Consider the following 23,254-nt stretch of genomic DNA (forward strand, 5'->3'; position numbering starts at 1 on the left):
AAACACTCTTGCCACACTAGTCACAAAAGTCCATAACGCTCAACCTTAGGGTGAGACTTTAGTTAAATCGTTGTGGACTGGCCTGCGCGCGAAGTACCGACTTCGCGGACTCGTGAGGCCGGTAGCGATGAGGAGAGCATTGATGGCGAGAAGCGGAAGAAGCGGAACTGCAGGTAAGAGGCCTGTGTCCGGTCGCGCAGGTCGCTTTCTGGTGGGCGGACCCGGGAGGCGAACCTCGCTGATGCGGATCTCGGTCCTCGGTCTCGTTCCGGCTCTTGCGCTCGGCGTCGCGATCGGAGGTTTCACGCAAATCCGCGCTGACGAGCCGTCGATCCTGCACGCCGTCGCTGCCGACACGCAATTCACGCTCTCCGGGCACGGCAACGGACATGGCCGTGGAATGGGCCAGTGGGGCGCTTACGGCTACGCCAAGAACGACGGCTGGTCCGGCGAGCGAATCCTCAGTCACTACTATGGGGGAACCGTCCTGGACTCGATGCCGCCCGCCCAGATGAGTGTGCGGCTCACGGCCCAGGACAACTCGACGCTCGACGTCTACTCCGACGCCGGCCTCGTGGTCAACGGTCAGCGCACCGCGCCCGGCGAGGCTGCCCATCTCACTGCACTGCCCGGTGGCGGTGCGCAGGTAGTGGTCACCAGCGGGTGCGGTGGCGGGGTTGTCTGGGAAGCGGTCACCGAGCATCCGTGGGTGGACCCGGTGGACCTCGGTCCGGATCGACCCGCCGACCAGTTCCTGAAGCTGTGCAACAACGATGCGCCCTATCGAGGCGCCCTCGGCGTAGTGCTCGACAACGGCTCGGCTCGGACAGTCAATCTCCTCGACATGGAGGACTACCTGCTCGGCGTGGTGCCGGTCGAAGCGAAGGCCGAATGGGCCGATTCCGGTGGGGCCGAAGCGCTACGGGCGCAAGCCGTGGCAGCACGCTCGTACGCTGCGACCGAGCATCGCAGCTCGTACGCCGACACCTGCGACACTCAGGACTGCCAGGTCTACGGCGGAGCGGGCAAGGAAGATCCCCGCACCACCGAAGCCGTCCGGTCCACCGCCGGCGCCGTTCTGTCGCGTGACGGCAAGATTGTTGCCACCGAATTCTCCTCGTCCACAGGAGGTTACAGCTCCGGCGGTGAATTCCCGGCCGTCGAGGATCTCGGTGACGCCCTTTCTCCGAATCATGACTGGACAGTGAATCTGACCGCAGGGCAGATTGCGGACGCCTTCGATGTGGGTGAGCTGCAATCGCTCAAGATTCTCTCGCGCAACGGATTCGGTACCGACGGCGGGCGAGTGACGGCAGTCGAGGTAGTCGGAACAGATGCAACTGTTGGCGCCACCGGAATTCAGTTCCGCCAGAAACTCGGCCTGAAATCCGACTGGTTCACCATCGGTGACGGTGCGGGTGTGGTAGTGGCGCCGGATTCGGAATCGACAGTGCCGGAATCCAATTCGCCATCCGACGATCCATCGGGTACGGTTACGGAGACGCAGATCGAGAAGAAGTATCGGGAGCTCGGCGGTGAAAGCGGCTCTCTCGGTGCTCCTGCCGGCCCGGAGATGCAGTTGCCCTCCGAAGCAGGCACTTTCCGTGTCTACGAAAACGGAACCATCATCTGGACAAAGGTTTTGGGCGCGCAGGTAGTTGATGCCAACGTGCTCCGCGAGTGGATACCGACGGGCGGAAGCTAGGGGAAGGTCGGTCGGTAGCGACTCGCACGTATCGACTCTGAAGGGTCTCTGCCGTAACCCGGCGGAGGCCCTTCAGGTCGTTCAGGGTTCGTTGGTTGTCGGTCAGATGGTCGGGGCGTCGCCGAGCAGGCGGTACTCGAGCCACAACTCCGCACGTTCCGTGGGGGAGCCGAGGTCGAGCTGGAGAAGGCTCTCGATCCGAGCGAGTCTGCTGCGCAACGTATGCCGATGAATATTCAGCGCTGTGGCTGCGGCGTCGCCCACCCCGTTGTGTGCCAACCACATGGCCAAGGTCCGGTAGAGATCGCTACCGCCCTTCGCTTCCAGAAGCGGGCGCAAGTGTGCCGCCGCGAATGCCGTCGAGCGATCCTGGTCGAGAAATGCGGACAATCCGCTCTCCGAGAGTTCGGCGAACCGCATCGAAGGCAGGTTGCGGGCACCGGCCTCGGCTGCTGCCTGCGCGGCTTGGCGTCTGGCGCGCGAGAGATCGTCCCACCACAGCATGTCCGACACGCCGACGGTGACGTCGATTTCGTTGACACGGGCGAGGATTCGCCCGCTGTCGGTAGCCGAGACGACGGCAATCAGTGCACCGTCGGTGATGCCGAACGCCAGATCGCGGCTGAGACCATCGAGCAGTGAGACGGACACGCTCTCGAGCAGGCCACTCGGGCCCGCTACGTGGAAGACCTGGAAAGGCTCGACCGGAAATCCTCCCCACAGTTCCCCGGAGATGTTGCGGGCGAGCGCATTCTGTCCCTCGAACAGCTGATGCATCGCAACGGTACGAAGGTGGTTCATCGTCAGCTGTGCGTCTCGGGTTCGAGCCGTCATCAACGTGAGCAGAGACGCGGCTGCGATGACGATGCCCTGATTCAGTGAACCGACGGCGCCGGGGCAGCCGGCGACGAGGTACCCCATCAGCTTTCCCCTCGACGTCAGCAGCGGATGGGAGATGACGTCCTCGTTCTCACTCGTGAGGAAACTGACTTCCATCGGGCGGGCGTCGCGCTCGGGGGCAGTTCGCTCGATTCCGGCGGCCGCGGCGGTGTGTGAGATCTCGACGGTATGTCCGGCCGAGTCCAGCAGAGCCGCCCATCCGCCGATCAATTCCGCCACCCGTCGTACGACTGCCCGGGTGCCGTTGACCGTCACCGCAGCTTGAAGCAGTCGCCGCAGGCTCTGGTAATTGCTGCGCAGCGCTTTCATGTCGTCGTCGGATTGCGCCTTCGACACCGCTTTGGTCAGGGCGATGAAAGGTGTTCGCAATGGGACGTCGAGAAGGGGCACACTGAAACGGGTGGCCGCATCCACCAGAGTCTGTGGCGCCTGCTCGTATCCGAGGCCGGTTCCGAAACCGATTCCGGCAATTCCGGCCGCCACCAGGGTCCGTACGAATCGGGTCGTTTCCGCGGCCGTCGTCGGTAGTGACACCCCGGTGATGAGTAGTAGTTCACCGCCGTCGAGGAAGGGCGTCGGGTCGGGTAGTTCGGAGACATGTGCCCAGGTCAGGGTGCGATCGAGCTGGTCGTGCCCAGCCAGGACGCGAAGGCCGAACTGTTCGGTCGCACAAAGCTGGCGGAGCGTGATGGGCATGAGTCCAGTCTGACACCTCGAACTCGCCACTTTGTAGTGCCTGCGGTCACGTTTGTACAAAGTGGAGCCTGACGCGAGCTTGCCGAAGGTCCGACACTGGCGCTATCGAAAATGCGCTCCGGATAGAGCGCCACCGAGATCCACGTTCCGAACAGCCCACAAGGAGTACTGATGTCCAGTACAGACCAGCCGGCACTTCAGCACACGCTGAAGAAGCGGCATCTGTCGATGATTGCGATCGCAGGCGTCATCGGCGCCGGACTGTTCGTCGGCTCCGGTGTGGCGATCCAGGAGACGGGACCCGGTGTCCTGATTTCCTACGCGCTTGCCGGCGTCGTCGTCATCCTCGTGATGCGCATGCTCGGTGAGATGTCGGCAGCGTCGCCGGAAACCGGCTCGTTCTCCTCGTACGCCGACAAGGCCATCGGCCGCTGGGCGGGCTTCTCGATCGGCTGGCTGTACGCCTGGTTCTGGATCATCGTGCTCGGCATCGAGGCCACCGCCGGTGCCCTCATCATGAATCGCTGGGTTCCGGGGGTTCCCCAGTGGACCTGGGCATTGATTCTGATGATCGTGCTGACGCTGACCAACATCATCTCGGTCAAGTCGTTCGGCGAGTTCGAGTTCTGGTTCGCCTCCATCAAGGTCGTCGCCATCATCGCGTTCCTCGGCATGGGCATCGTGGCGATCTGCGGATGGATGCCCGGCGTCGAAGCACCCGGAATGACAAACCTGACCGGTCACGGCGGCTTCCTGCCGAACGGAACAGGAGCGATGCTCGCCGCAGTCCTTGTGGTCGTGTTCTCGTTCTTCGGGGCCGAAATCGCCACGATCGCCGCCGGTGAATCGGCCAACCCGCTCGAAGCTGTTCGCGCAGCCGTCAAATCCGTCGTCTGGCGAATTCTCATCTTCTACATCGGCTCGATCGCGGTGGTCGTCACTCTGCTTCCCTGGGACAGCGCGTCGGTTGCACTCAGCCCGTACGTCGCCGTCATGGACTCCTACGGCATTCCGGCCGCGGGCAACATCATGGACGTCGTCGTCCTCACGTCGGTTCTGTCCTGCCTCAACTCGGGTCTCTACACCGCGAGCCGCATGATCTTCTCCCTCGCCGGCCGCGGCGACGCCCCCAAGTCGCTCTCACGTATCGAGAAGACCGGCGTCCCGATGCGCGCTGTCCTGGTCTCGACGATCGTCGGCTTCCTCACCGTCGGCATGAACTACCTCTCCCCGGACAAGGTCTTCCTGTTCCTGGTCAACTCCTCCGGTGCGATCGCGCTGTTCGTCTGGCTGGTCATCTCGGTGTCCCAGCTGCGCACCCGCCGCAAGCTCGAAGCTTCGGGCCAGGAGCTGGAACTCAAGATGTGGTTCTTCCCGTACCTGACCTACGCCACGATCGCCGCCATCATCGCGCTCTGCATCGGAATGCTCACCCTGGACTCGACGCGCAGCCAGATGATCGTGTCCCTGGGACTTGCAGCGATCCTCGTGGGTATCGGGCTCTACCGCTACCGGAACCACAAAGACACCGACGCCGACGCCGAGGTCGTGCCCGTCGCCGAGAGCGCTCCCACACCCTGACACCAACGTCCCCATCTGCGAGATACTTCGATGTCCTAGTATCGGCCACGGACAGAGAAATCGACGTGAGCACAGCAGATGGGGACAATCATGACCACACCCGAACCGATCGTCATCGTCGACGGGGCCAGGACCCCCGTCGGTAGCTTCGGCGGCGTCTTCAAGGACGTACCCGCACACGAGCTGGGCGCCGCAGCAGCCAAGGCCGCGCTGAGCCGCGCCGGCGTTGCGCCCGAAGACATCGACGAGGTCGTCATGGGCTGCATCGGCCAGGTCGGCCCGGACGCCTACAACGCACGCCGCGTCGGCATCGCCGCCGGACTGCCCGAGAACGTCCCCGCCTACACCGTCAACCGCCTCTGTGGCAGCGGTCTGCAGGCTGTGTGGTCTGCGGCGATGCAGATGCGATGGGGCGCAGCTGCCATCACGCTCGCCGGCGGTGACGAGAGCATGTCTCGCATGCCCTTCTACGACTTCGCCGCCCGCTCGGGCTACAAGCTCGGCGATCGCAGCCTCGTCGACGGCACCGTCGCGATGCTCACCGACCCGTTCAGCAAGGCTCACATGGGCCGCACTGCCGAAGCCGTCGCCCGTAAGTACGGCGTCAGTCGCGAGCAGCAGGACGAGTTCGCCGTCGAATCTCAGCGCCGCGCCGCTACCGACGCAGCGAAGGCGGCATTCGCCGAGGAAATCACTCCCGTCGAGACCGGTGGTCGGCGCTCCGTCACCGTCACCGAGGACGAGCATCCCAAGCCCGGAACCACCGTCGAAACCCTCGCCAAGCTGCGCCCCGCATTCGAAGAGGGCGGATCCGTCACCGCCGGTAACGCGTCGGGGATCAACGACGGCGCCGGCGCACTCGTCCTCGCGACGGGCACCGAGGCAGCCAAGCGCGGTCTCACCGGACTGGTCACGCTCGAAACCGTCACGACGGCAGCCATGGAGCCCGGTCTGATGGGCTACGCTCCCGTGCTCGCTCTCGAAAAGCTCTTTGCACAAACAGGATTGAAGCCTTCCGACATCGGCACCGCCGAGGTCAACGAGGCGTTCGCTTCGCAGGCCATCGCCGTCATCCGTGACAGTGGCCTGGATCCGGAGAAGACCAACCCGTACGGCGGAGCGATCGCCCTCGGACACCCGGTCGGCGCCACCGGAGCCATCCTGACCCTGCGTGCCGCGCGCGACATGGTTCGCCGCGACCTCGAATTCGGCATCGTCACCATGTGCATCGGCGGCGGTCAGGCACTCGCTGCCCTGCTGAAGCGGGTCTGATCATGGCGACCAAGCGCAAGCCGTCGTGGCACGACGACGAGATCACCGCAGTAGCCGAACTGGCCCGTGGTTTCTTCGATCGTGAACTGATCGCCAAGCGTGAGCAGTGGGACGCTCAGCATCGCGTCGACCGGTCCGTGTGGCTCGAAGCCGGCAAGCTCGGCCTGCTGTGCTGCTCGATTCCCGAGGAATACGGCGGGGGCGGTGGAACTTTCGCGCACGATCTCGCTGTCTTCGAGGCGCAGGGCTACTGCGGTGACTATGCGCTCGGTAACTCCGTGCACAGTGGCATCGTCGCCCACTACGTGCTCGAGTACGGAAGCGAAGAGCAGAAGAAGGCCTGGCTGCCAGGTATGGCGACGGGCGAAATCCTCGGCGCCATCGGAATGACCGAGCCAGGAACAGGTTCCGACCTCAAGGCAATCACCACGTCCGCGATCCGTGACGGTGACCACTACGTCGTGAACGGGTCGAAGACCTTCATCACCAATGGTGGCAGCGCAGACATGATCGTGCTTGCCGTCAAGACCGACCCCAAGGCGGGCGCCAAGGGTGTCTCGCTCCTGATCGTGGATCTTCGTGACTGCGAAGGCTTTGCGGTCGGCCGCGTGCTCGACAAGGTCGGTCAGCACGGCGCCGATACGTCGGAGCTGTCCTTCACCGACGTTCGCGTTCCCGTCTCGAACCTCCTCGGTGAGTCCGAGGGGCTCGGCTTCGGTCAGTTGATGGCGCAGCTGGTGCAGGAACGCCTCATCATCGGCGCGCAGGCCATCGGCACCATCGAGCGTGCAGTCGAGGAGACCGTTGCATACACCAAGGCGCGTCAAGCGTTCGGGCACAGCCTCTTCGAGTTCCAGAACACCGCCTTCGAGCTGGCCGAGTGCCAGACGATCGCACGCACCTGCCGTGTCTTCCTCGACAACTGCATCGAGGATCACCTCAACGGCGAGCTGGACGGCGCAGACGCCGCGATGGTCAAGTACTGGCTCACCGAGCAGCAATGCGCCGTCGTCGACCGGTGCGTGCAGCTCTACGGCGGATACGGCTACATGCGTGAATACCCGATCGCGCGCATGTACGAGGACTCCCGCGTCCAGAAGATCTACGCCGGCGCCAACGAAGTGATGAAGGGCATCATCGCGAAGAGTCTTTGATCACCGGCGTCGAAAACCATTGACACCGACCAGGCACCCACCGAGCATTTCGGTGGGTGCCTTTGTGTGTGCCCACAAGCGGTATCGAGCTGTTCGGAAGGCAAACACTGATGAGCTTCACCATCGACGTCGGGTCGGCACGCGTCACCCAACTGACAGAGCTGGCGCACTGGCCGTTTCCGCCGCGAGAGCTCTTTCCCCAGGCGAGTGAGGCCGAGATCAGTGAAGCGTCGGCGCGGCTGACACCGGAGTTCTTCGACGAGGGTAGTGGTGACCTCGTGCTTGCCATCCACACCTACCTGGTGGAGATCGGCGGCAAGGCCGTCGTCGTCGACACCGGCAACGGAAACAGCAAGCACCGGCCGAACCTCTTGCCGCATCACATGTTCGGCACCGACTACCTCTCACGCTTCGCAGCCACCGGTGTGTCCGTCGACGACGTCGATCTGGTGGTCAGCACACATCTGCACCCTGACCACTGTGGCTGGAACACCGCCCTCGACGCCGAAACCTGGCGGCCTACCTTCCCCCGCGCGACCTACATTTTCGATCGCACCGAACTGGCCGCGCTCCAACAACTCGCCGCCGACGGTCCACACGAAGGAGTGGTCTCGGATCTGGCGCAGACCTTCGAGGACAGCGTCCGTCCCGTTCTGGACGGGGCGAAGTGGGAGGCGGTCGACGACGGCCACGTCCTGGTCGAGTCCGAAGGCACACGCGTCGTCGTTCGCAGCGCGCCCGGCCACACGCCGGGCCATATCGTGATCGAGATTCGCACTGCCGACGGCGGCGCCGTCATCTCCGGCGATGTGATCCACCATCCGATCCAGTTTCTGTACCCGGACCTCAGCCAGGGCGGCGACGCGGATCCCGAGATCGCGAGGGTCACCCGCCGCGAACTTCTCGAACGCTGCGCGTCGGAGGGACTACTTCTACTTCCCGCACACTTCCCCGTCGACGAACCGATCGTGATCGAATTCGAGTCGAGCGGTGCACCGAGTGCTTCCGGTCTAATCGGTCTTGCAACGTCCTGACTTGCCGCATCGGCCCTGGTGACGCATCCAACCCTCGGCTTCCGAACAGGTCCGATACCCTGGTTCATCGTGACCGCTGCAAATTCAGAGACCGCCCGTGCCCAGTACGACCTGATCGTCGTCGGTTCGGGATTCTTCGGGCTGACCATCGCCGAGCGTGCCGCTACCCAGCTGGGTAAGCGCGTGCTGGTGCTGGATCGCCGTCACCACCTGGGGGGAAACGCATACTCGGAGGCAGAGCCGGAGACCGGCATCGAGGTCCACAAGTACGGTGCCCACCTGTTCCACACCTCCAACAAGAAGGTCTGGGACTACGTCACCCAGTTCACGGAGTTCACGAACTACCAGCACCGCGTCTTCGCGCTGCACAAGGGACAGGCGTATCAGTTCCCAATGGGACTCGGTCTCGTGTCGCAGTTCTTCGGTCGGTACTTCACTCCCGAAGAAGCACGCGCCCTCATCGCCGAACAGTCCAGCGAGATCGATTCGAAGGACGCCTCCAATCTCGAAGAGAAGGCGATCTCCCTGATCGGACGCCCGCTCTACGAAGCGTTCGTGCGTGACTACACAGCTAAGCAGTGGCAGACCGACCCCACCGAGTTGCCCGCCGCGAACATCAGCCGCCTGCCGGTCCGCTACAACTTCGACAACCGCTACTTCAACGACACGTACGAGGGCCTGCCTGTCGACGGCTACACGGCGTGGCTCGAGAACATGGCGAAGGATCCGAAGATCGAGGTCCGCCTCGACACCGATTACTTCGACGTCCGCGACGAACTGCGCACCGCCAGCCCCGACGCCCCTGTCATCTACACGGGCCCGCTCGACCGCTACTTCGACTACTCCGAAGGTGCACTGGGATGGCGCACCCTCGATTTCGAGACCGAGGTTCTGCCCACCGGAGACTTCCAGGGCACCCCGGTCATGAACTACAACGACGCCGACGTGCCGTTCACCCGTATCCACGAGTTCCGTCACTTCCATCCGGAGCGCGAGTACCCGACCGACAAGACCGTCATCATGCGTGAGTTCTCACGTGCCGCGGAGGCGAAGGACGAGCCGTACTACCCGATCAACACTCCCGAGGATCGCGAGAAGCTCTCCGCGTACCGCTCACGCGCCAAGAAGGAGACCGTGGAGAACAAGGTCCTCTTCGGTGGGCGTCTCGGCACCTACCAGTACCTGGACATGCACATGGCGATCGCCAGCGCGCTGACGATGTTCGAGAACACCCTGCGCCCGCATCTCGAAACGGGTGCGGAATTGGCAGGGGAGAGCGAATGAACGCACGTCATCTACTCGAAGGCGAAGATGCCGTCAGCGGCGACGAGGTGACCTACCTCGGCAAGTCCCTGCTTCAGCGGATCATCCTGCCCCGCGCCGGTGAGCCGCTCGACGTCCGCACGTTGTACTTGGAAGAGTCCTGGTCCAATAGTCGGCGGGCGCACTCGACCTCGCGCACGTCGGTAGCGCTCGGCGCCGAGACCGAGGTCTCGTTCGCCACGTACTTCAACGCGTTCCCTGCCAGCTACTGGCGTCGATGGTCCATCCTGAAATCGGTGGTCCTTCGTCTCGAGCTGTCCGGCCACGGCCGCGTCGACATCTACCGTTCCAAGGCGGATTCCTCGCGAATTCACGTGGAAGGTAAGGAATTTGCCGACGGCGATGCCGCGGTCGAGTTCGAGGTGGAACTGGCGCCGTTCGAGGACGGTGGCTGGATCTGGTTCGACATCACCACCGATACGGCAGTGGTCGTCGAGAGCGGCGGCTGGTACGCGCCCGTCGAGGCTCCAGGCGAAGCGACTGTCGCCGTTGGTATTCCGACGTTCAACCGTCCGACCGACGCGGTCAAGGCGCTTGCTGCACTGGCTTCGGATCCGCTGGTGTCGGACGTGATCAAGGCCGTCATCATGCCGGATCAGGGCACCCGCAAGGTGCGTGACGAACCCGGATTCGCCGAAGCTGCTGCAGCGCTCGGTGATCGGCTCGCCATTCACGATCAGGGCAACCTCGGCGGCTCGGGCGGATACAGCCGAATCATGTACGAGGCACTCAAGACGACGCAGTGCCAGCACATCCTGTTCATGGACGACGACATCGAGATCGAACCGGACTCGATTCTGCGTGCGCTTTCGTTCTCGCGTTTCGCGAAGTCGCCGATGCTGGTGGGTGGGCAGATGCTCAACCTGCAGGAACGAAGCCACCTCCACGTGATGGGTGAAGTGGTCGACCGCGGCATCTTCATGTGGACCGCGGCACCGAACGTCGAATACGACCACGATTTCTCGAAGAAGCCGCTGCGCGAATCGAAACTCCTGCACCGCCGCATCGACGTCGACTTCAACGGCTGGTGGATGTGCATGATCCCGCGCCAGGTCGCCGAAGAAATCAAGCAGCCGCTACCGCTTTTCATCAAGTGGGACGACTGCGAATACGGTTTGCGCGCAAAGAATGCCGGATACCCGACCGTCACGCTGCCCGGTGCCGCGATCTGGCACATGGCGTGGAGCGACAAGGACGACGCCATCGACTGGCAGGCGTACTTCCACCTCCGTAACCGTCTGGTGGTGGCCGCGCTCCACATGCCGGGCAACGGCCGTGGCCTCGTGGTCAACACGGTGAAGGCAACGCTCAAGCACCTGCTGTGCCTCGAGTACTCCACCGTCGCGATCCAGAACAAGGCCATCGCGGACTTCCTCGCCGGACCCGAGCACGTCGCGAACATGCTGCCGACGGCACTCGGTGAGGTCCACGCCCAGCGCAAGGAATTCTCCGACGCCGTCGTACTGCCGTCGTCGACTGCGTTGCCGCTGCCCTCCGGTGCGGATGTCGGAGACGTGAGCCTGCCGCTGTCGACCGTCGCGAAGATCACCCGGGTCCTCAGGGCCGGAGTGCACAACGTGAAGCCGGCCAAGCCGGAACACCTCGAGCGCCCTCAGCTCAACGTTCCGACCATCGACGCCCGTTGGTTCCTGCTCTCGCAGGTCGACGGCGTCACCGTCACCACGGCCGACGGTCGCGGCGTCGTCTACCGCAAGCGAAACCCGAAACTCGCGCTCGAACTGCTCAAGGAAGCAACACGGTTGCGCCGCGAACTCGCCGCCCGTTTCCCCGAGCTCAAGAAGCAGTACCAGGACGCCGTTCCTTCACTGACCAGCACGGAAAGGTGGGAACGTGTCTTCGGCATCTCCTGAAGTACAGATTCTGGCCGGGATTCAGTCGACCGTCGGGCAGCTGCCGGGAGCCGTCAAGGTCGCCCGCGGTATGTCTCACTTCGGTGAGCACTCCCTCGGGTGGATCGCGATCGCTGCCGTCGGAGCTGCTGTGGACAAGCCGCGTCGACGGGAATGGGCCGGAGCAGCCGTCGGAGCATTCGGTGCACACGCCGCCTCCGTGGTGATCAAACGGGTGGTCAGGCGCAAGCGACCTTCCGATCCTTCGGTGCAGGTCAACGTCTCGACACCGAGCAAGCTCAGCTTCCCGTCATCACACGCGACGTCGACGACGGCGGCGGCTGTGCTGATCGGTCGGCTCACCGGGCTACCCTTACCGGCGTTGCTGGTGCCCCCGATGATGCTCTCGCGTCTGGTCCTGGGAGTTCACTACCCGACCGACGTACTCGCCGGAGCGGCACTGGGAGCCGCATCCGCGGCGGTAGTTCGCCGGGTCGAAGAAGCCAGAGCCGAACAGAAATGTGGAGATAAATGAGCGAGGAACCGGCTACGGTCAGCGGACCCCCGAAGTCCCTGCCCGCCGGCATCGTCAAGGCGCTTCGCCCACGTCAGTGGGTCAAGAACGTCCTTGTGCTGGCAGCGCCCATCGCGGCCGGAACCGCCACCGAAGCCGACGTGCTGTTGCCCGTCGCGCTGGCGTTCGTCGTGTTCTGTATGGCGGCATCAGGCATCTATCTCGTCAACGACGCGATGGATGTCGAAGCCGACCGTGCTCACCCCACGAAGCGATTCCGTCCCATCGCGGCCGGCGTTCTACCCGTCAACATCGCCTACGGCATGGCAGTCGTGCTGCTTGCCGGTGCGATCGGGCTCTCCTTCCTGGCCAACTGGCAACTCGCCGTGGTCATGGGCGTGTACATCGTCATCCAGCTCGCCTACTGCTTCGGTCTCAAGCATCAGGCCGTCATCGACATCTGCATCGTCTCGTCCGGCTTCCTGCTTCGAGCGATCGCCGGTGGCGTTGCCGCCGAGATCGATCTCTCGCAGTGGTTCCTGCTGATGATGGCGTTCGGCTCACTCTTCATGGCGGCAGGCAAGCGCTACGCCGAACTGCAGTTGGCCGAGAAGACCGGCGCCAAGATCCGTAAGTCCCTCGAGAGCTACACGATGACGTACCTGCGTTTCGTGTGGACGATGGCAGCGACGACGCTGGTCCTCTGCTACGGACTGTGGGCGTTCCAACAGGACGCCATCAAGGGCACCAACTGGTACGCCATCTCGATGGTGCCGTTCACCATCGCGGTGCTGCGATACGCGGTGGACGTCGACGGCGGCGAAGCCGGAGAGCCTGAGGAGATCGCGCTCGGTGACCGGGTGCTGCAACTCCTCGCGATTGCGTGGATCGGAGTAGTGGGTGTCGCTGTCTACCTCGTCTGAGCCACGCACCGAGGCCGACCCGCACGTCGACACTGCGGCGAATCGCACCACCCTCAGTCGAGGAGTTTTTCTCGGCGGGGTGGTGCTTGCTGCTGCCCTCATGTTCTGGGGTGCGTGGGAGCGTCGCTGGATCGCCGACGACGGACTCATCGTCTTGCGAACCGTTCGCAACCTGCTCGCGGGGAACGGCCCGGTCTTCAACGCGGGTGAGCGTGTCGAGGCGAACACGAGTACCGCGTGGACGTACATCGTCTACGCGTTCAGTTGGCTCACGCAGATCCGTCTCGAATACGTTGTTCTGACGATCGCGCTCGTACTCTCGACTGCTGCCGTCGTGTTGGCGATGCTCGGCACCGGTCGTCTGTACCGCGGCGTTCGGCCGTCGGCGGGCGGAACGATCCTGCTGGTACCGGCGGGTGTTCTCGTCTACATCGCGGTTCCGCCTGCGCGAGATTTCGCCACTTCCGGGCTCGAGACATGCTTGGTGATCTTCTGGATCGCGCTCCTGTGGGTACTGCTCGTTCGGTGGGCGCAGGCGTCGACGCCGTCCACGGCGTCGATCCTGACTCTCTCGTTCGTGGCCGGACTCGGACCACTGGTTCGACCCGAGATGGCGATTCCCGGTGCTGCCGCGTTGATGATGATCGTTCTCTCCGCAGGCCTGACCTGGAAGATTCGCACACTGATCGTCGTCGTCGCCGGACTTGTCCCGGTGGGCTATCAGATCTGGCGAATGGGCTATTACGCCTTGCCGTACCCGAACACCGCGGTGTCGAAGGACGCCGGTGGCGCGAAGTGGGCGCAGGGTTTTGCTTACCTGTGGAACCTGGTCGGGCCGTACCTGCTCTGGTTGCCGTTACTGTTCCTGCTCATCGGTGCGCTGCTGCTCGTGTGGCGAAGCCGAGCGGACACACCTACCGCTACCGCAGATCAACCCGCACGCCCGCTGTGGCAGCGCTTTCAGCAGTTTCTGCGCACGCCGCGGGCGATTGTCACCTTCATTCTCGGCAGTGGGCTGATCCTCGGGATCTACTCTCTGCGCGTCGGCGGCGACTTCATGCACGGCCGCGTCCTGTTGCCGGTGCTGTTCTGCCTGCTCATCCCGGTGGCGGTCATTCCGTTGCGGGTGCCGGCGCGGGCAGCGTTCGGAAGTAATCGCGACACCGCGATCTTCGGAGTCTCGGCGGTGCTGTGGATCGGCACGATCATCTGGGCCTTCTTCGCCGCGAACACGACGGGTATGCCCGAAGGATCCGTGGTGGGTCGCTCGGGAATCGTCGACGAGCGAGCGTTCTACGCACTCAACACCGGTCACAAGCATCCGATCCTGGCCGAGGACTACCTCGACTATCCGCGAATGCGTGCCATGGTCGAGACCATCGCGCGGACTCCGGAGGGTGGGCTGCTGCTGCCGTCCGCGAGCTACGACTCCTGGTTCGTCGTCCCACCACCCGGACCGATCGAAGAGCCGGCCGAGCACGTCGTCTTCTTCCTCAACCTCGGAATGACGAGCATGAACGTCGGCCTCGACGTTCGGGTGCTCGATCAGATGGGGCTGGCGTATCCCCTGGCAGCTCACACCGAGCGACTCGAGGACGGCCGGATCGGGCACGACAAGAATCTCTATCCGGACTGGGTGGTCGCGGACACGGGAATGATCGACGTTCGACCGTGGCTGCCGTTCTTCCTCGACGAAGACTGGGTTGCGGACGCAAAGCTGGCCATCACCTGCCCGGAAACTCAGGAGCTGCTCACGTCGTACCGCTCCGAGCTGACCTGGGCCAGATTCAAACAGAACTTCCAGCAGGCATTCGACTTCGCGAAGTACCGATTCGACCGGGTTCCGGCCTACGAATTGGAACGCTGCGGTCTCGTTCCACCGGAGTCACCCAGGTGATGTGATCAGCATCACCGACTGTTGAGGGTTTGAATATTTCGATTCAGTAACACCGAATTGATTGGCCACGATGTACTCGAAGACGATTCACCTAACCTGAATCACCCCCGAGGGTGATGACGGTGTTGCTCGCGGATTGGGACGTAACGGTCCACCTATTTGTCACAGCTGAACCTGTGACATAAAGTCCAGCGAGCGCAGTGTGACTTGGAAGAGGTCCGCTGCCGACCCGAACTCGTTCGGGCTGGCAGAAAAGCCTGTTCCCCGACGGAATCCGCCGGAACCACTCCACCGAGTGGGTTCCGCAGACGAAGAGAGAGAGCAGTATCCATGCGTTTTGCCAGAAAGAGGCTGACCCAGCGCCTCAAGCACCGAGCGTTGGCCATCGGTGCCGCAGCACTTGTGCTCCCCCTTGCTGCAGGAGTTGCCGGTAGTGCTGTCGCCTCTGCTGCGCCTGCGCACACTGCTCCCAGCCACACCGCCCCCTCCGGCGGATACGACGAGCTGTGGGTGCCCTCCTCGATGGGCAACATCAAGGTCCAGGTCCAGTGGGCCGCTCGCGGCGGAAACGCTGCCCTTTACCTCCTCGACGGCCTGCGTGCGCGTAACGACGCCAACGCGTGGAGCTTCGAGACCAATGCGATGGACCAGTACCGCAACGACAACATCACCCTCGTGATGCCCGTCGGCGGCGAGTCCAGCTTCTACAGCGACTGGTATGCACCGTCGAACTTCAACGGCCAGCAGATCACGTACAAGTGGGAAACCTTCCTCACCGAAGAACTGCCCAACTTCCTCGCGAACTACGGCGTCTCGCCCACCAACAACGCGGTCCTCGGCCTCTCGATGGGTGGCAGCGCTGCTCTGACGCTGGCTGCTTACCACCGTGACCAGTTCAAGTTCGCCGGCTCGCTGTCGGGCTACCTGAACATCTCGGCTCCGGGCATGCGCGAGGCAATCCGCGTCGCAATGCTCGATGCCGGTCGCTTCAACGTCGACTCCATGTGGGGACCGCCGTGGAGCCCGTCCTGGCTGCGCAACGACCCGTTCGTCTTCGCACCGCGTCTGCAGGGCCTGTCGATGTACATCTCGTCGGCAAGCGGCCTGCCCGGTGAATACGACCACCCGCGCGCACCGATCGATTACTACAACACGGCTAACGGCATGGGCCTCGAGGCTCTCGCCCTGGTCAACACCCGTGCATTCCAGATCCGCATGAACTCGCTGGGTATCCCGGCCACCTACAGCTTCCCGTCCAACGGCACGCACTCGTGGCCGTACTGGTCGGCAGAGCTGTGGAAGGCTCGCGGCCAGATCCTCGACACCATGAACGCTTGGTGATCGTGCGCGATCCCGTGACCTAGTCACTTCACCAGTGCCGTTCCGGACTCCTCGAAGGAGAACCGGGACGGCACTTGTGTATTCAGGTGCTGCACAAGCGCCCGATGTCAGTAACAATTGCACCACCAGTAACAGCGCGGCTACCCCAAGCGGGGATCGTTTGCGTGTAGAAATAGTTTCAACGGGGGTCTGGCTGCTCAGGCGGCCACACGATCGACGCGCGGACCGAACGTAAGGAAAGAGAGTGAGCTCATGCGAGTAGGCCTTGCCACGGAGGACCGTCGCCGGTCCCGGGCAACCTTCCGGACAAAGGTCGTCGGCGCACTGGCAGCGATGCTGGTTCTGCCGATCGCCGCGGGCTTGACGACGGCCGGAACCGCGGCAGCCGCGCCGGCACCTGCTCAGGCCGCGCCGGCCGCCACCCAGAACCCCACCGGAGCAGCGGTCACGAAGGTCGACTGGCTCAGCGAGCGTCGCGTCGCGCTGTGGGTGAACTCTCCCGCGATGGGCACCCCGATTCAGGTGCAGATCCTCTTGGCCCGCGATTGGAACGTTAATCCGTCGGCCAGCTTCCCCTCGGTCTGGATGCTCGACGGTCTTCGCGCGACCGACAACGAGAACGCCTGGACCTACGAGACCGACGCCGAGTCCTTCTACGCGGACAAGAACGTCAACGTCATCCTCCCGGTCGGCGGTCAGTCCAGCTTCTACTCCGACTGGCTGCAGCCCGACAACGGCAAGAACTACCAGTGGGAGACGTTCCTGACCAAGGAACTGCCCCCCATCCTCGAAAAGGACTGGCGGACCACGCAGACACGCGGTGTCGTCGGTCTGTCGATGGGCGGTACGTCCGCCATGTTCCTCACGGCGCGCAACCCCGGCTTCTTCAAGTTCGCCGCTTCGCTCTCCGGCATCCTCACCACCACCTCGCTCGGCATGCCTCAGGCAATCCAGTTCGCGATGACCGACGCCGGTGGATACAACTCCGCCGCGATGTGGGGACCGCCGTCCAACCCGCAGTGGGCTGCACACGATCCGTACGTGCTCGCCGAGAAGCTCAAGGGCGTCAGCCTGTACGTCTCGAGTGGTAGCGGTACGACCGGCCCGTACGACCAGCCGTCGGGAATTCCCGGCGTGAGCACCAACTACGCAGGCATGGGCCTCGAGATCCTCGCTCGCCTGACCTCGCAGACCTTCGCGACCAAGCTCAACCAGCTCGGAATCCCCGCGCAGGTCAACTACCGCCCGTCCGGAACCCACTCGTGGCCGTACTGGCAGTTCGAGCTTCATCAGCTGTGGCCGCAGTTGGCCAACGCCATCGGCGTCGAGGTCGAGAAGCCGGCTTGCGGCACTTCGGGTGAGATCGGTGCGACGGCCGCAGCCAACGGCTGGATCGGTGACTGCATCACCCCCGAGTACAGCGTCGCGGGTGGCCTGGCACAGGACTTCCGCAACGGTCGCATCTACTTCACCAGTGGAACGGGCGCCCAGCCCGTCGCCGGTCGTATCGCCGGCGCGTACATGAACACCGGAGCAGCGGCCGGCCCGCTCGGCTTCCCGCGTACCCCCGAACTCGGTACCCCCGACGGACGCGGACGCTTCAACCACTTCCAGAACGGCTCCATATACTGGACCCCGCAGACCGGCGCTCACCCCGTCAGCGGCGACATCCTCGCCGAGTGGTCCGCACAGGGTTGGGAAGGTGGCCCGCTCGGCTACCCGACTGCCGACGAGATCGCGACCCCCGGCAAGCCGGGCAAGGTCCAGGGATTCGAGATCGGCGCAATGTACAGCAGCGCCAACGGAACTCACGCGGTTCTCGGAATGATCATGGGCAAGTACGGCGAACTCGGCTGGGAAAACGGCTGGCTCGGATTCCCGAAGTCGAACGAGGTTCCGATCAAGGACAACGGACGCTTCACCGAGTTCGAGGGCGGCAACATCTACTGGAGCCCCGGCACCGGTGCATGGTCCGTCGAGAACGGTCCGCTGTTCGACGGTTGGAAGAGCGTCGGATACGAAGGTGGACGACTCGGATTCCCGATCAGTGACAAGTTCGACATTCCCGGTGGTGTCCAGCAGAACTTCCAGTTCGGCTACATCACGGTGATCGGTGACAAGACAGAAGTTCACTAACTCACAGTGGTGCACGACGGGCGGGCCCGATCACGGATCGGTGCCCGCCCGCGTGCGTTGCGTAACCTGTTGATGGACTTTCGACTGAAGGCAAGGACGGACATTGATGTCGCTTTTCTCGGGTAACCGAAACACTTGTGCACGCGCGATCGCTGTCGGCGCCCTGGCGCTCGCCACCGGTGGCGCGCTTGTCGCGTGCGGTAGTGACGACTCCACTGCAACCTCCAATCCGGTCACCACGACGTCCGCGGCGGCTTCGTCCTCGAGCGGTTCGGCATCTGCGTCCGCCTCTGCGACCACGACGGCGTCGGCTGCGCCCACCAGTCCGGGAGCCGCGGCCACCGCGCCGCCGGAGCAGCCGCAGAGCATCGAGGGCTTCCCGGGTCCCACAGTCGTCGAGGTCAGTCCCGAGGCACAGAAGTTCCTCGACGGACTGAAGGCGAAGGGCATCACCCCAGCCGGTGACGGAAGCATCGCCGTCAACACGGCCAATTACATCTGCGCTGCCGGTCCTCAGACCGACGACGAGGTCCTGACCTTCGTGACCGCCTTCGTCGGCCAGGAAGCGTCGGCGGAAGGCAAGCAGATCACTCCCGAGCAGGCAGGTGCGAACGCTCAGATCTACATCGACGTCGCCAACGCCACCTACTGCAAGTAGGCGCGGGTCATGGCGAGGTCTGGAAAGCGTCGTGGGTGCCTGATCCCGCTGCTGATCATTCTTGTGGTCGCAGCGGTCGTGATCGGCGGTTGGTACATCCTGGCCGGGCGGGTGCCTTCGCCGACTCCGATCCCGCCGAGCCCGGAGCCTCCGGTGTCTCAGCCGGCCAGTTGCCCCGATGTCCAGGTAGTAGCCATACCGGGTACGTGGGAGTCGAGCGCTACCGACGACCCGTACAACCCGACGGCCAATCCGGCGTCGTTGATGCTGAACGTGACCCGTCCTCTGCAGGAGAAGTTCGATACTTCACGGGCCGACGTCTACACCGTTCCGTATGTCGCACAGTTTTCGAATCCGGTGGCGATCCCGCCGGACGGACAGCAGTCCTACAACAACAGTCGGGCCGCGGGAACTGCTGCCACTAACGACTTTCTGATGAAGCGGCACGCCGAGTGCCCGCTCACGAGTTACGTCCTGACTGGATTTTCCCAGGGCGCGGTGATCGCGGGTGACGTCGCCGCGAGTATCGGCGACGGTACCGGCGCGGTGCCTGCCGATCTGGTTCTGGGCGTCGGCTTGATCGCCGACGGTCGGCGCGATCCGGCGTTCGGGAACACCGTTGGCCCGAGCGTTGCCGGTGTCGGCGCCGAGCTGTCGCTGAACGGGCTGAAGCTGCCCGGTCTCACGATGACCGGCCCGAGGCCCGGCGGGTTCGGTGACCTCAACGATCGGACCTATCAGATTTGCGCGCCGAGCGACGGTATCTGCGACGCGCCGGCAGCCGCTCTCAACCCGACCAACTGGCTGAGTTCGGCGCCGCGACTGCTCGAGTACTACAACAACCCTGTGCACGCGATGTACAACTCCTTCCAAGTCGATCCGAACGGCACGACGGCCACCCAATGGATGGCACAGTGGGCTGCGGAGAAGATCGACGCTGCACCGACGCCGCCCCACAGTTGAGTCACCGCCGCACTGTTGATTCGTCACAATCGGGCGTCTCGGGAGTTCGCTCGCGGGTAATCTGCTCGTTTGGTCCCGGTAGAGTGCTGCACGGTCCGGGGGCTTCCTCTACAGTGCTGTCACGTAAGTGACTGGCGAGTAGGTTCGATTTGTCCGAGTTTGTAGTTCGAGTACGACGTACGTGTCCATCACAGGAGATCGATATATGAGTTCCACCCACGGCAGCGATGCCCTACGCAAATTTCGGTTTGCGGCCGGTGGCGAGGGCAACGCCGAAGAGGGTGGTGCGCGACGCTTCGTCAAGCTCGCGCAGAAGGCCGAGGAACTCGGCTACGACTCGTTCATGATTCCGGATCACCTGGGTAATCAGGTCGGCCCGATCGCCGCTCTCGGAGCGCTCGCGGTGGCCACCGACAAGATTCGTCTCGGCACCGCCGTGTTGGCCAACGGCTTCCGTCATCCCGCTGTGCTCGCGAAGGACGCGGCGACAATCGACGTGCTGTCCGGTGGTCGACTCGAACTCGGTATCGGTGCGGGCTGGATGAAGGAAGAGTTCGACAAGGGCGGCATCGCCTACGAGAGCCCGGGCGTTCGCATCGAGAAGCTCGAGGAGTCTCTGCAGATTCTCGACGTTCTTCTGCGCGGGCAGGAATGCACTTTCGAAGGCAAGCACTATCAGGTGCGCGGCCTCAAGGGCAGCCCGCGACCGCGGCAGGGCCCGCGGCCACCGATCATCGTGGGCGGCGGAGGCCCGAAGATGCTTGCTCTCGCGGCGAAGTACGCGGACATCATCTCGGTCGCCACACCGACCAACCGTGACGGGCGGCTTCTGCTCTCCGGAATCACGATGGAAAAGACCATCGAACGTGTCGAGCGGATCCGCGAAGCTGCCGGCGAGCGTTTCGATGAGATCGAACTCAACTGGACCATCACCATGATCATGATCACCGACGATCGAGAGCAGGCTGCCGAAATGGCAATCGCCGCTCTGGACCAAGGTTTTCCGCCGAACATCGAAGTGGATCGTAAGCTGAGCGTGGAGGAGCTGTTGAACTCTCCATACCTGGCTGTGGGCACTTTCGAGGAAATCGCAGACCAGATCCGACTGGTCCGCGAGAAGACGTCGATGTCGTACGTCGGGGTCTTCCCGACGCAGATGGAAGCGTTCGCCCCGATCATCCCGTTACTGGCGGGCGAGTAGGCCGGAGAATACGGACGATGCGAATCTGTAACATATCGATGGTTTGGGATCGATGAAGTGATTCAGGTGAGTTGCGCACAAAGTGCGATTCGATTGATCGAAGATGGACCCGAGAGAGCGAAGGAAGTCTGGGGCGCAGGCATGAAAGACAGTGCTTGTGTGATCGCTTCGGAGGAGATGGAATGAACGCGCTGTTCGATGGCTTTCTCGACGAGAAGGGCCAGATCCGCCTGCAACCAGGCTTCACGCTGGTCGACTACGTCGAGCAACACTCGCGTGTCAACGCGGACGAGCTCGCGTATCGGTACATCGACTACTCACGCGAGCGTGACGGTGAAGCCCTGGAGCTGACCTGGGAGCAGTTCGGTGTGCGTCTGCGCGCTGTTGCAGCCCGTCTGCAGCAGGTCACCAAGCGTGGCGACCGTGTCGCGATTCTTGCTCCGCAGGGACTCGACTACGTCATTTCGTTCTTCGCGGCCATTCAGGCCGGTTCCATCGCGGTGCCGCTCTTCGATCCGGACGAGCCCGGTCACACCGACCGTCTTCACGCTGTTCTCGGTGACTGCAAGCCGACTGCGATTCTGACTGCCGCATCGTCGGCGGCCGGTGTTCGCCAGTTGTTCCGCTCGCTTCCCGCTGCCGAGCGTCCGCGCATCATCGCCGTCGACGCGATTCCCGACACCGTCGGTGAAACGTGGGTTCGCCCCGACATCGAACTCGACGACATCGCGTACCTGCAGTACACCTCGGGTTCGACCCGAGTTCCCGCCGGTGTGGAGATCACCCATCGTGCTGTCGGAACGAACGCGCTCCAGATGGTCGACTCCATCGAACTCAACGAGGACTCACGCGGCGTCACGTGGCTGCCGCTGTTCCACGACATGGGCCTGCTGACGGTCATCCTGCCTGCTCTGGGCGGCAAGTACATCACCATCATGAGCCCGCGCGCTTTCGTGCAGCGGCCGTACCGGTGGATCAAGGAACTTGCTGCGGTTTCCGACGGCGCCGGCACCTTTGCTGCCGCTCCCAACTTCGCTTTCGAGCACGCTGCCGCGCGTGGCCTGCCGAAGGACGGCGAGACCCTGGACCTGAGCAACGTCATCGGTCTGATCAACGGCAGTGAGCCGGTCACGACGTCGTCGATGCGCAAGTTCAACGACGCTTTTGCTCAGTACGGTCTGCCCAAGACTGCGATCAAGCCGTCGTACGGCATGGCCGAGGCGACGCTCTTCGTCTCCTCGACCAAGCATTCCGACGAGGCCAAGGTCATCTACGTCGACCGCACGGAACTCAACAAGGGACGCATGGTCATCGTCGACCAGTACTCCGAGAACGCAATCGCGCAGGTCTCCTGTGGGTACGTCTCGCGCAGTCAGTGGGCGGCGATCGTCGATCCCGAGACGCTGACCGAGGTCCCCGACAATCACGTCGGCGAGATCTGGTTGCACGGCGAGAACATCGGTATCGGCTACTGGGGTCGCCCCGACGAGACGGCGGAGACCTTCCACAACAAGCTGGACAATCGGTTGAGCGAAGACAGCCACACCGAGGGCACGCCGGCGGATGCCAACTGGATGCGTACCGGCGACTTCGGCGTCTACGTCGACGGCGAGCTGTACATCACCGGGCGCGTCAAGGACCTCGTGATCGTCGACGGTCGCAATCATTACCCGCAGGACCTCGAGGCTTCGGCTCAGGAAGCCAGCCCGGCTCTGCGCCCCGGCTTCATCGCTGCGTTTGCCGTACCGGCCAACCAGCTGCCGTCCGTCGTGTTCTCCAACACGCACTCGGGTCTGAAGTTCGACGACGACGATTCCTCGGAGCAGTTGGTCATCGTGGCCGAGCGTGCTCCCGGCGCAGGCAAGGCCGATCCGCAGCCGATCGCGGACACCGTGCGTGCGGCGATTTCTTCCCGTCACGGTGTTACGGCCCGAGACATCCTGCTCGTCCCCGCGGGTTCGATTCCGCGTACGTCCAGCGGCAAGATCGCTCGCCGCGCGTGTAAGGCGAGCTATATCGAGGGAACGTTGCGAGGCGGCTATCAGCAGACCGCATTCCCCGATAGCGTTTGAGGAGCAGTCCCTTCATGATCGGTGGCTTGGTGAG

Annotated in this window: 17 protein-coding genes; 16 read left to right on the forward strand and 1 reads right to left on the reverse strand. The window is 63.6% G+C overall.

Annotation, left to right across the window (positions count from 1 at the left end; all coding sequences use genetic code 11):
* Positions 1-142: 142 nt before the first annotated feature.
* On the forward strand, positions 143-1,705 hold the full coding sequence (locus tag G9U53_RS11725; RefSeq protein ID WP_165638713.1) for a SpoIID/LytB domain-containing protein: 1,563 nt from the start codon (positions 143-145) through the stop codon (positions 1,703-1,705).
* 102 nt (positions 1,706-1,807) lie between these two features.
* On the opposite strand, the gene G9U53_RS11730 is transcribed toward G9U53_RS11725, so the two are convergent.
* Entirely contained in the window at positions 1,808-3,301 is a 1,494-nt protein-coding gene (locus tag G9U53_RS11730) for a PucR family transcriptional regulator (protein ID WP_003943944.1), read from the reverse strand.
* A 171-nt stretch (positions 3,302-3,472) separates the two neighbouring features.
* Between G9U53_RS11730 and G9U53_RS11735 the strand changes: the two genes are divergently transcribed.
* From G9U53_RS11735 to fadD32, 15 genes are all read left to right on the forward strand, one after another.
* Positions 3,473-4,882 (forward strand): amino acid permease, encoded by a 1,410-nt coding sequence (locus G9U53_RS11735; protein WP_064442963.1) that lies wholly within the window; start codon positions 3,473-3,475, stop codon positions 4,880-4,882.
* Between the two features lie 90 nt (positions 4,883-4,972).
* Entirely contained in the window at positions 4,973-6,154 is a 1,182-nt protein-coding gene (locus G9U53_RS11740; RefSeq protein WP_007731825.1) for a thiolase family protein, read from the forward strand.
* A 2-nt stretch (positions 6,155-6,156) separates the two neighbouring features.
* Positions 6,157-7,308: an acyl-CoA dehydrogenase family protein gene (locus tag G9U53_RS11745; RefSeq protein ID WP_007731824.1), complete on the forward strand. Its 1,152-nt coding sequence runs from the start codon at positions 6,157-6,159 to the stop codon at positions 7,306-7,308.
* 110 nt (positions 7,309-7,418) lie between these two features.
* Positions 7,419-8,342 (forward strand): MBL fold metallo-hydrolase, encoded by a 924-nt coding sequence (locus G9U53_RS11750; RefSeq protein ID WP_064687987.1) that lies wholly within the window; start codon positions 7,419-7,421, stop codon positions 8,340-8,342.
* 69 nt (positions 8,343-8,411) lie between these two features.
* Entirely contained in the window at positions 8,412-9,626 is a 1,215-nt protein-coding gene (glf, locus tag G9U53_RS11755) for a UDP-galactopyranose mutase (RefSeq protein WP_063315967.1), read from the forward strand.
* Positions 9,623-11,536, forward strand: coding sequence for a glycosyltransferase (locus tag G9U53_RS11760; protein ID WP_165638714.1), 1,914 nt, complete (start codon positions 9,623-9,625; stop codon positions 11,534-11,536). Before glf ends, G9U53_RS11760 begins: the two co-directional genes overlap by 4 nt.
* Entirely contained in the window at positions 11,517-12,050 is a 534-nt protein-coding gene (locus G9U53_RS11765) for a phosphatase PAP2 family protein (protein ID WP_003943893.1), read from the forward strand. Before G9U53_RS11760 ends, G9U53_RS11765 begins: the two co-directional genes overlap by 20 nt.
* The gene (locus G9U53_RS11770; protein ID WP_003943808.1) at positions 12,047-12,952 is read left to right on the forward strand and encodes a decaprenyl-phosphate phosphoribosyltransferase; all 906 of its coding nucleotides are present in this window, start codon (positions 12,047-12,049) and stop codon (positions 12,950-12,952) included. Before G9U53_RS11765 ends, G9U53_RS11770 begins: the two co-directional genes overlap by 4 nt.
* On the forward strand, positions 12,930-14,849 hold the full coding sequence (gene zomB / locus G9U53_RS11775) for a flagellar motor control protein ZomB (protein ID WP_042921227.1): 1,920 nt from the start codon (positions 12,930-12,932) through the stop codon (positions 14,847-14,849). The genes G9U53_RS11770 and zomB overlap by 23 nt, the downstream gene beginning before the upstream one ends.
* Before the next feature lie 330 nt (positions 14,850-15,179).
* Positions 15,180-16,190 (forward strand): alpha/beta hydrolase family protein, encoded by a 1,011-nt coding sequence (locus G9U53_RS11780; RefSeq protein WP_007731818.1) that lies wholly within the window; start codon positions 15,180-15,182, stop codon positions 16,188-16,190.
* A gap of 252 nt (positions 16,191-16,442) precedes the next feature.
* Complete coding sequence (locus G9U53_RS11785; protein ID WP_064687986.1) at positions 16,443-18,326, forward strand: alpha/beta hydrolase-fold protein; 1,884 nt, start codon at positions 16,443-16,445, stop codon at positions 18,324-18,326.
* A 106-nt stretch (positions 18,327-18,432) separates the two neighbouring features.
* Entirely contained in the window at positions 18,433-18,984 is a 552-nt protein-coding gene (locus G9U53_RS11790) for a DUF732 domain-containing protein (RefSeq protein ID WP_003943980.1), read from the forward strand.
* 9 nt (positions 18,985-18,993) lie between these two features.
* Complete coding sequence (locus G9U53_RS11795; RefSeq protein WP_003943848.1) at positions 18,994-19,947, forward strand: cutinase family protein; 954 nt, start codon at positions 18,994-18,996, stop codon at positions 19,945-19,947.
* A 205-nt stretch (positions 19,948-20,152) separates the two neighbouring features.
* The gene (locus G9U53_RS11800; RefSeq protein WP_007731815.1) at positions 20,153-21,148 is read left to right on the forward strand and encodes an LLM class F420-dependent oxidoreductase; all 996 of its coding nucleotides are present in this window, start codon (positions 20,153-20,155) and stop codon (positions 21,146-21,148) included.
* 182 nt (positions 21,149-21,330) lie between these two features.
* On the forward strand, positions 21,331-23,220 hold the full coding sequence (gene fadD32, locus G9U53_RS11805; protein ID WP_003943899.1) for a long-chain-fatty-acid--AMP ligase FadD32: 1,890 nt from the start codon (positions 21,331-21,333) through the stop codon (positions 23,218-23,220).
* Positions 23,221-23,254 lie beyond the last annotated feature (34 nt).

The organism is Rhodococcus sp. D-46 (assembly GCF_011290655.1).
Lineage (GTDB): Bacteria > Actinomycetota > Actinomycetes > Mycobacteriales > Mycobacteriaceae > Rhodococcus_F > Rhodococcus_F qingshengii.

Excerpts from the sequence above, each read along its gene's own strand:
- G9U53_RS11725 (WP_165638713.1), top strand. The coding sequence starts at position 143 with ATGGCGAGAAGCGGAAGAAGCGGAACTGCAGGTAAGAGGCCTGTGTCC.
- G9U53_RS11730 (WP_003943944.1), bottom strand. The coding sequence starts at position 3,301 with ATGCCCATCACGCTCCGCCAGCTTTGTGCGACCGAACAGTTCGGCCTT.
- G9U53_RS11735 (WP_064442963.1), top strand. The coding sequence starts at position 3,473 with ATGTCCAGTACAGACCAGCCGGCACTTCAGCACACGCTGAAGAAGCGG.
- G9U53_RS11740 (WP_007731825.1), top strand. The coding sequence starts at position 4,973 with ATGACCACACCCGAACCGATCGTCATCGTCGACGGGGCCAGGACCCCC.
- G9U53_RS11745 (WP_007731824.1), top strand. The coding sequence starts at position 6,157 with ATGGCGACCAAGCGCAAGCCGTCGTGGCACGACGACGAGATCACCGCA.
- G9U53_RS11750 (WP_064687987.1), top strand. The coding sequence starts at position 7,419 with ATGAGCTTCACCATCGACGTCGGGTCGGCACGCGTCACCCAACTGACA.
- G9U53_RS11760 (WP_165638714.1), top strand. The coding sequence starts at position 9,623 with ATGAACGCACGTCATCTACTCGAAGGCGAAGATGCCGTCAGCGGCGAC.
- G9U53_RS11770 (WP_003943808.1), top strand. The coding sequence starts at position 12,047 with ATGAGCGAGGAACCGGCTACGGTCAGCGGACCCCCGAAGTCCCTGCCC.
- G9U53_RS11780 (WP_007731818.1), top strand. The coding sequence starts at position 15,180 with ATGCGTTTTGCCAGAAAGAGGCTGACCCAGCGCCTCAAGCACCGAGCG.
- G9U53_RS11785 (WP_064687986.1), top strand. The coding sequence starts at position 16,443 with ATGCGAGTAGGCCTTGCCACGGAGGACCGTCGCCGGTCCCGGGCAACC.
- G9U53_RS11790 (WP_003943980.1), top strand. The coding sequence starts at position 18,433 with ATGTCGCTTTTCTCGGGTAACCGAAACACTTGTGCACGCGCGATCGCT.
- G9U53_RS11795 (WP_003943848.1), top strand. The coding sequence starts at position 18,994 with ATGGCGAGGTCTGGAAAGCGTCGTGGGTGCCTGATCCCGCTGCTGATC.
- G9U53_RS11800 (WP_007731815.1), top strand. The coding sequence starts at position 20,153 with ATGAGTTCCACCCACGGCAGCGATGCCCTACGCAAATTTCGGTTTGCG.
- fadD32 (WP_003943899.1), top strand. The coding sequence starts at position 21,331 with ATGAACGCGCTGTTCGATGGCTTTCTCGACGAGAAGGGCCAGATCCGC.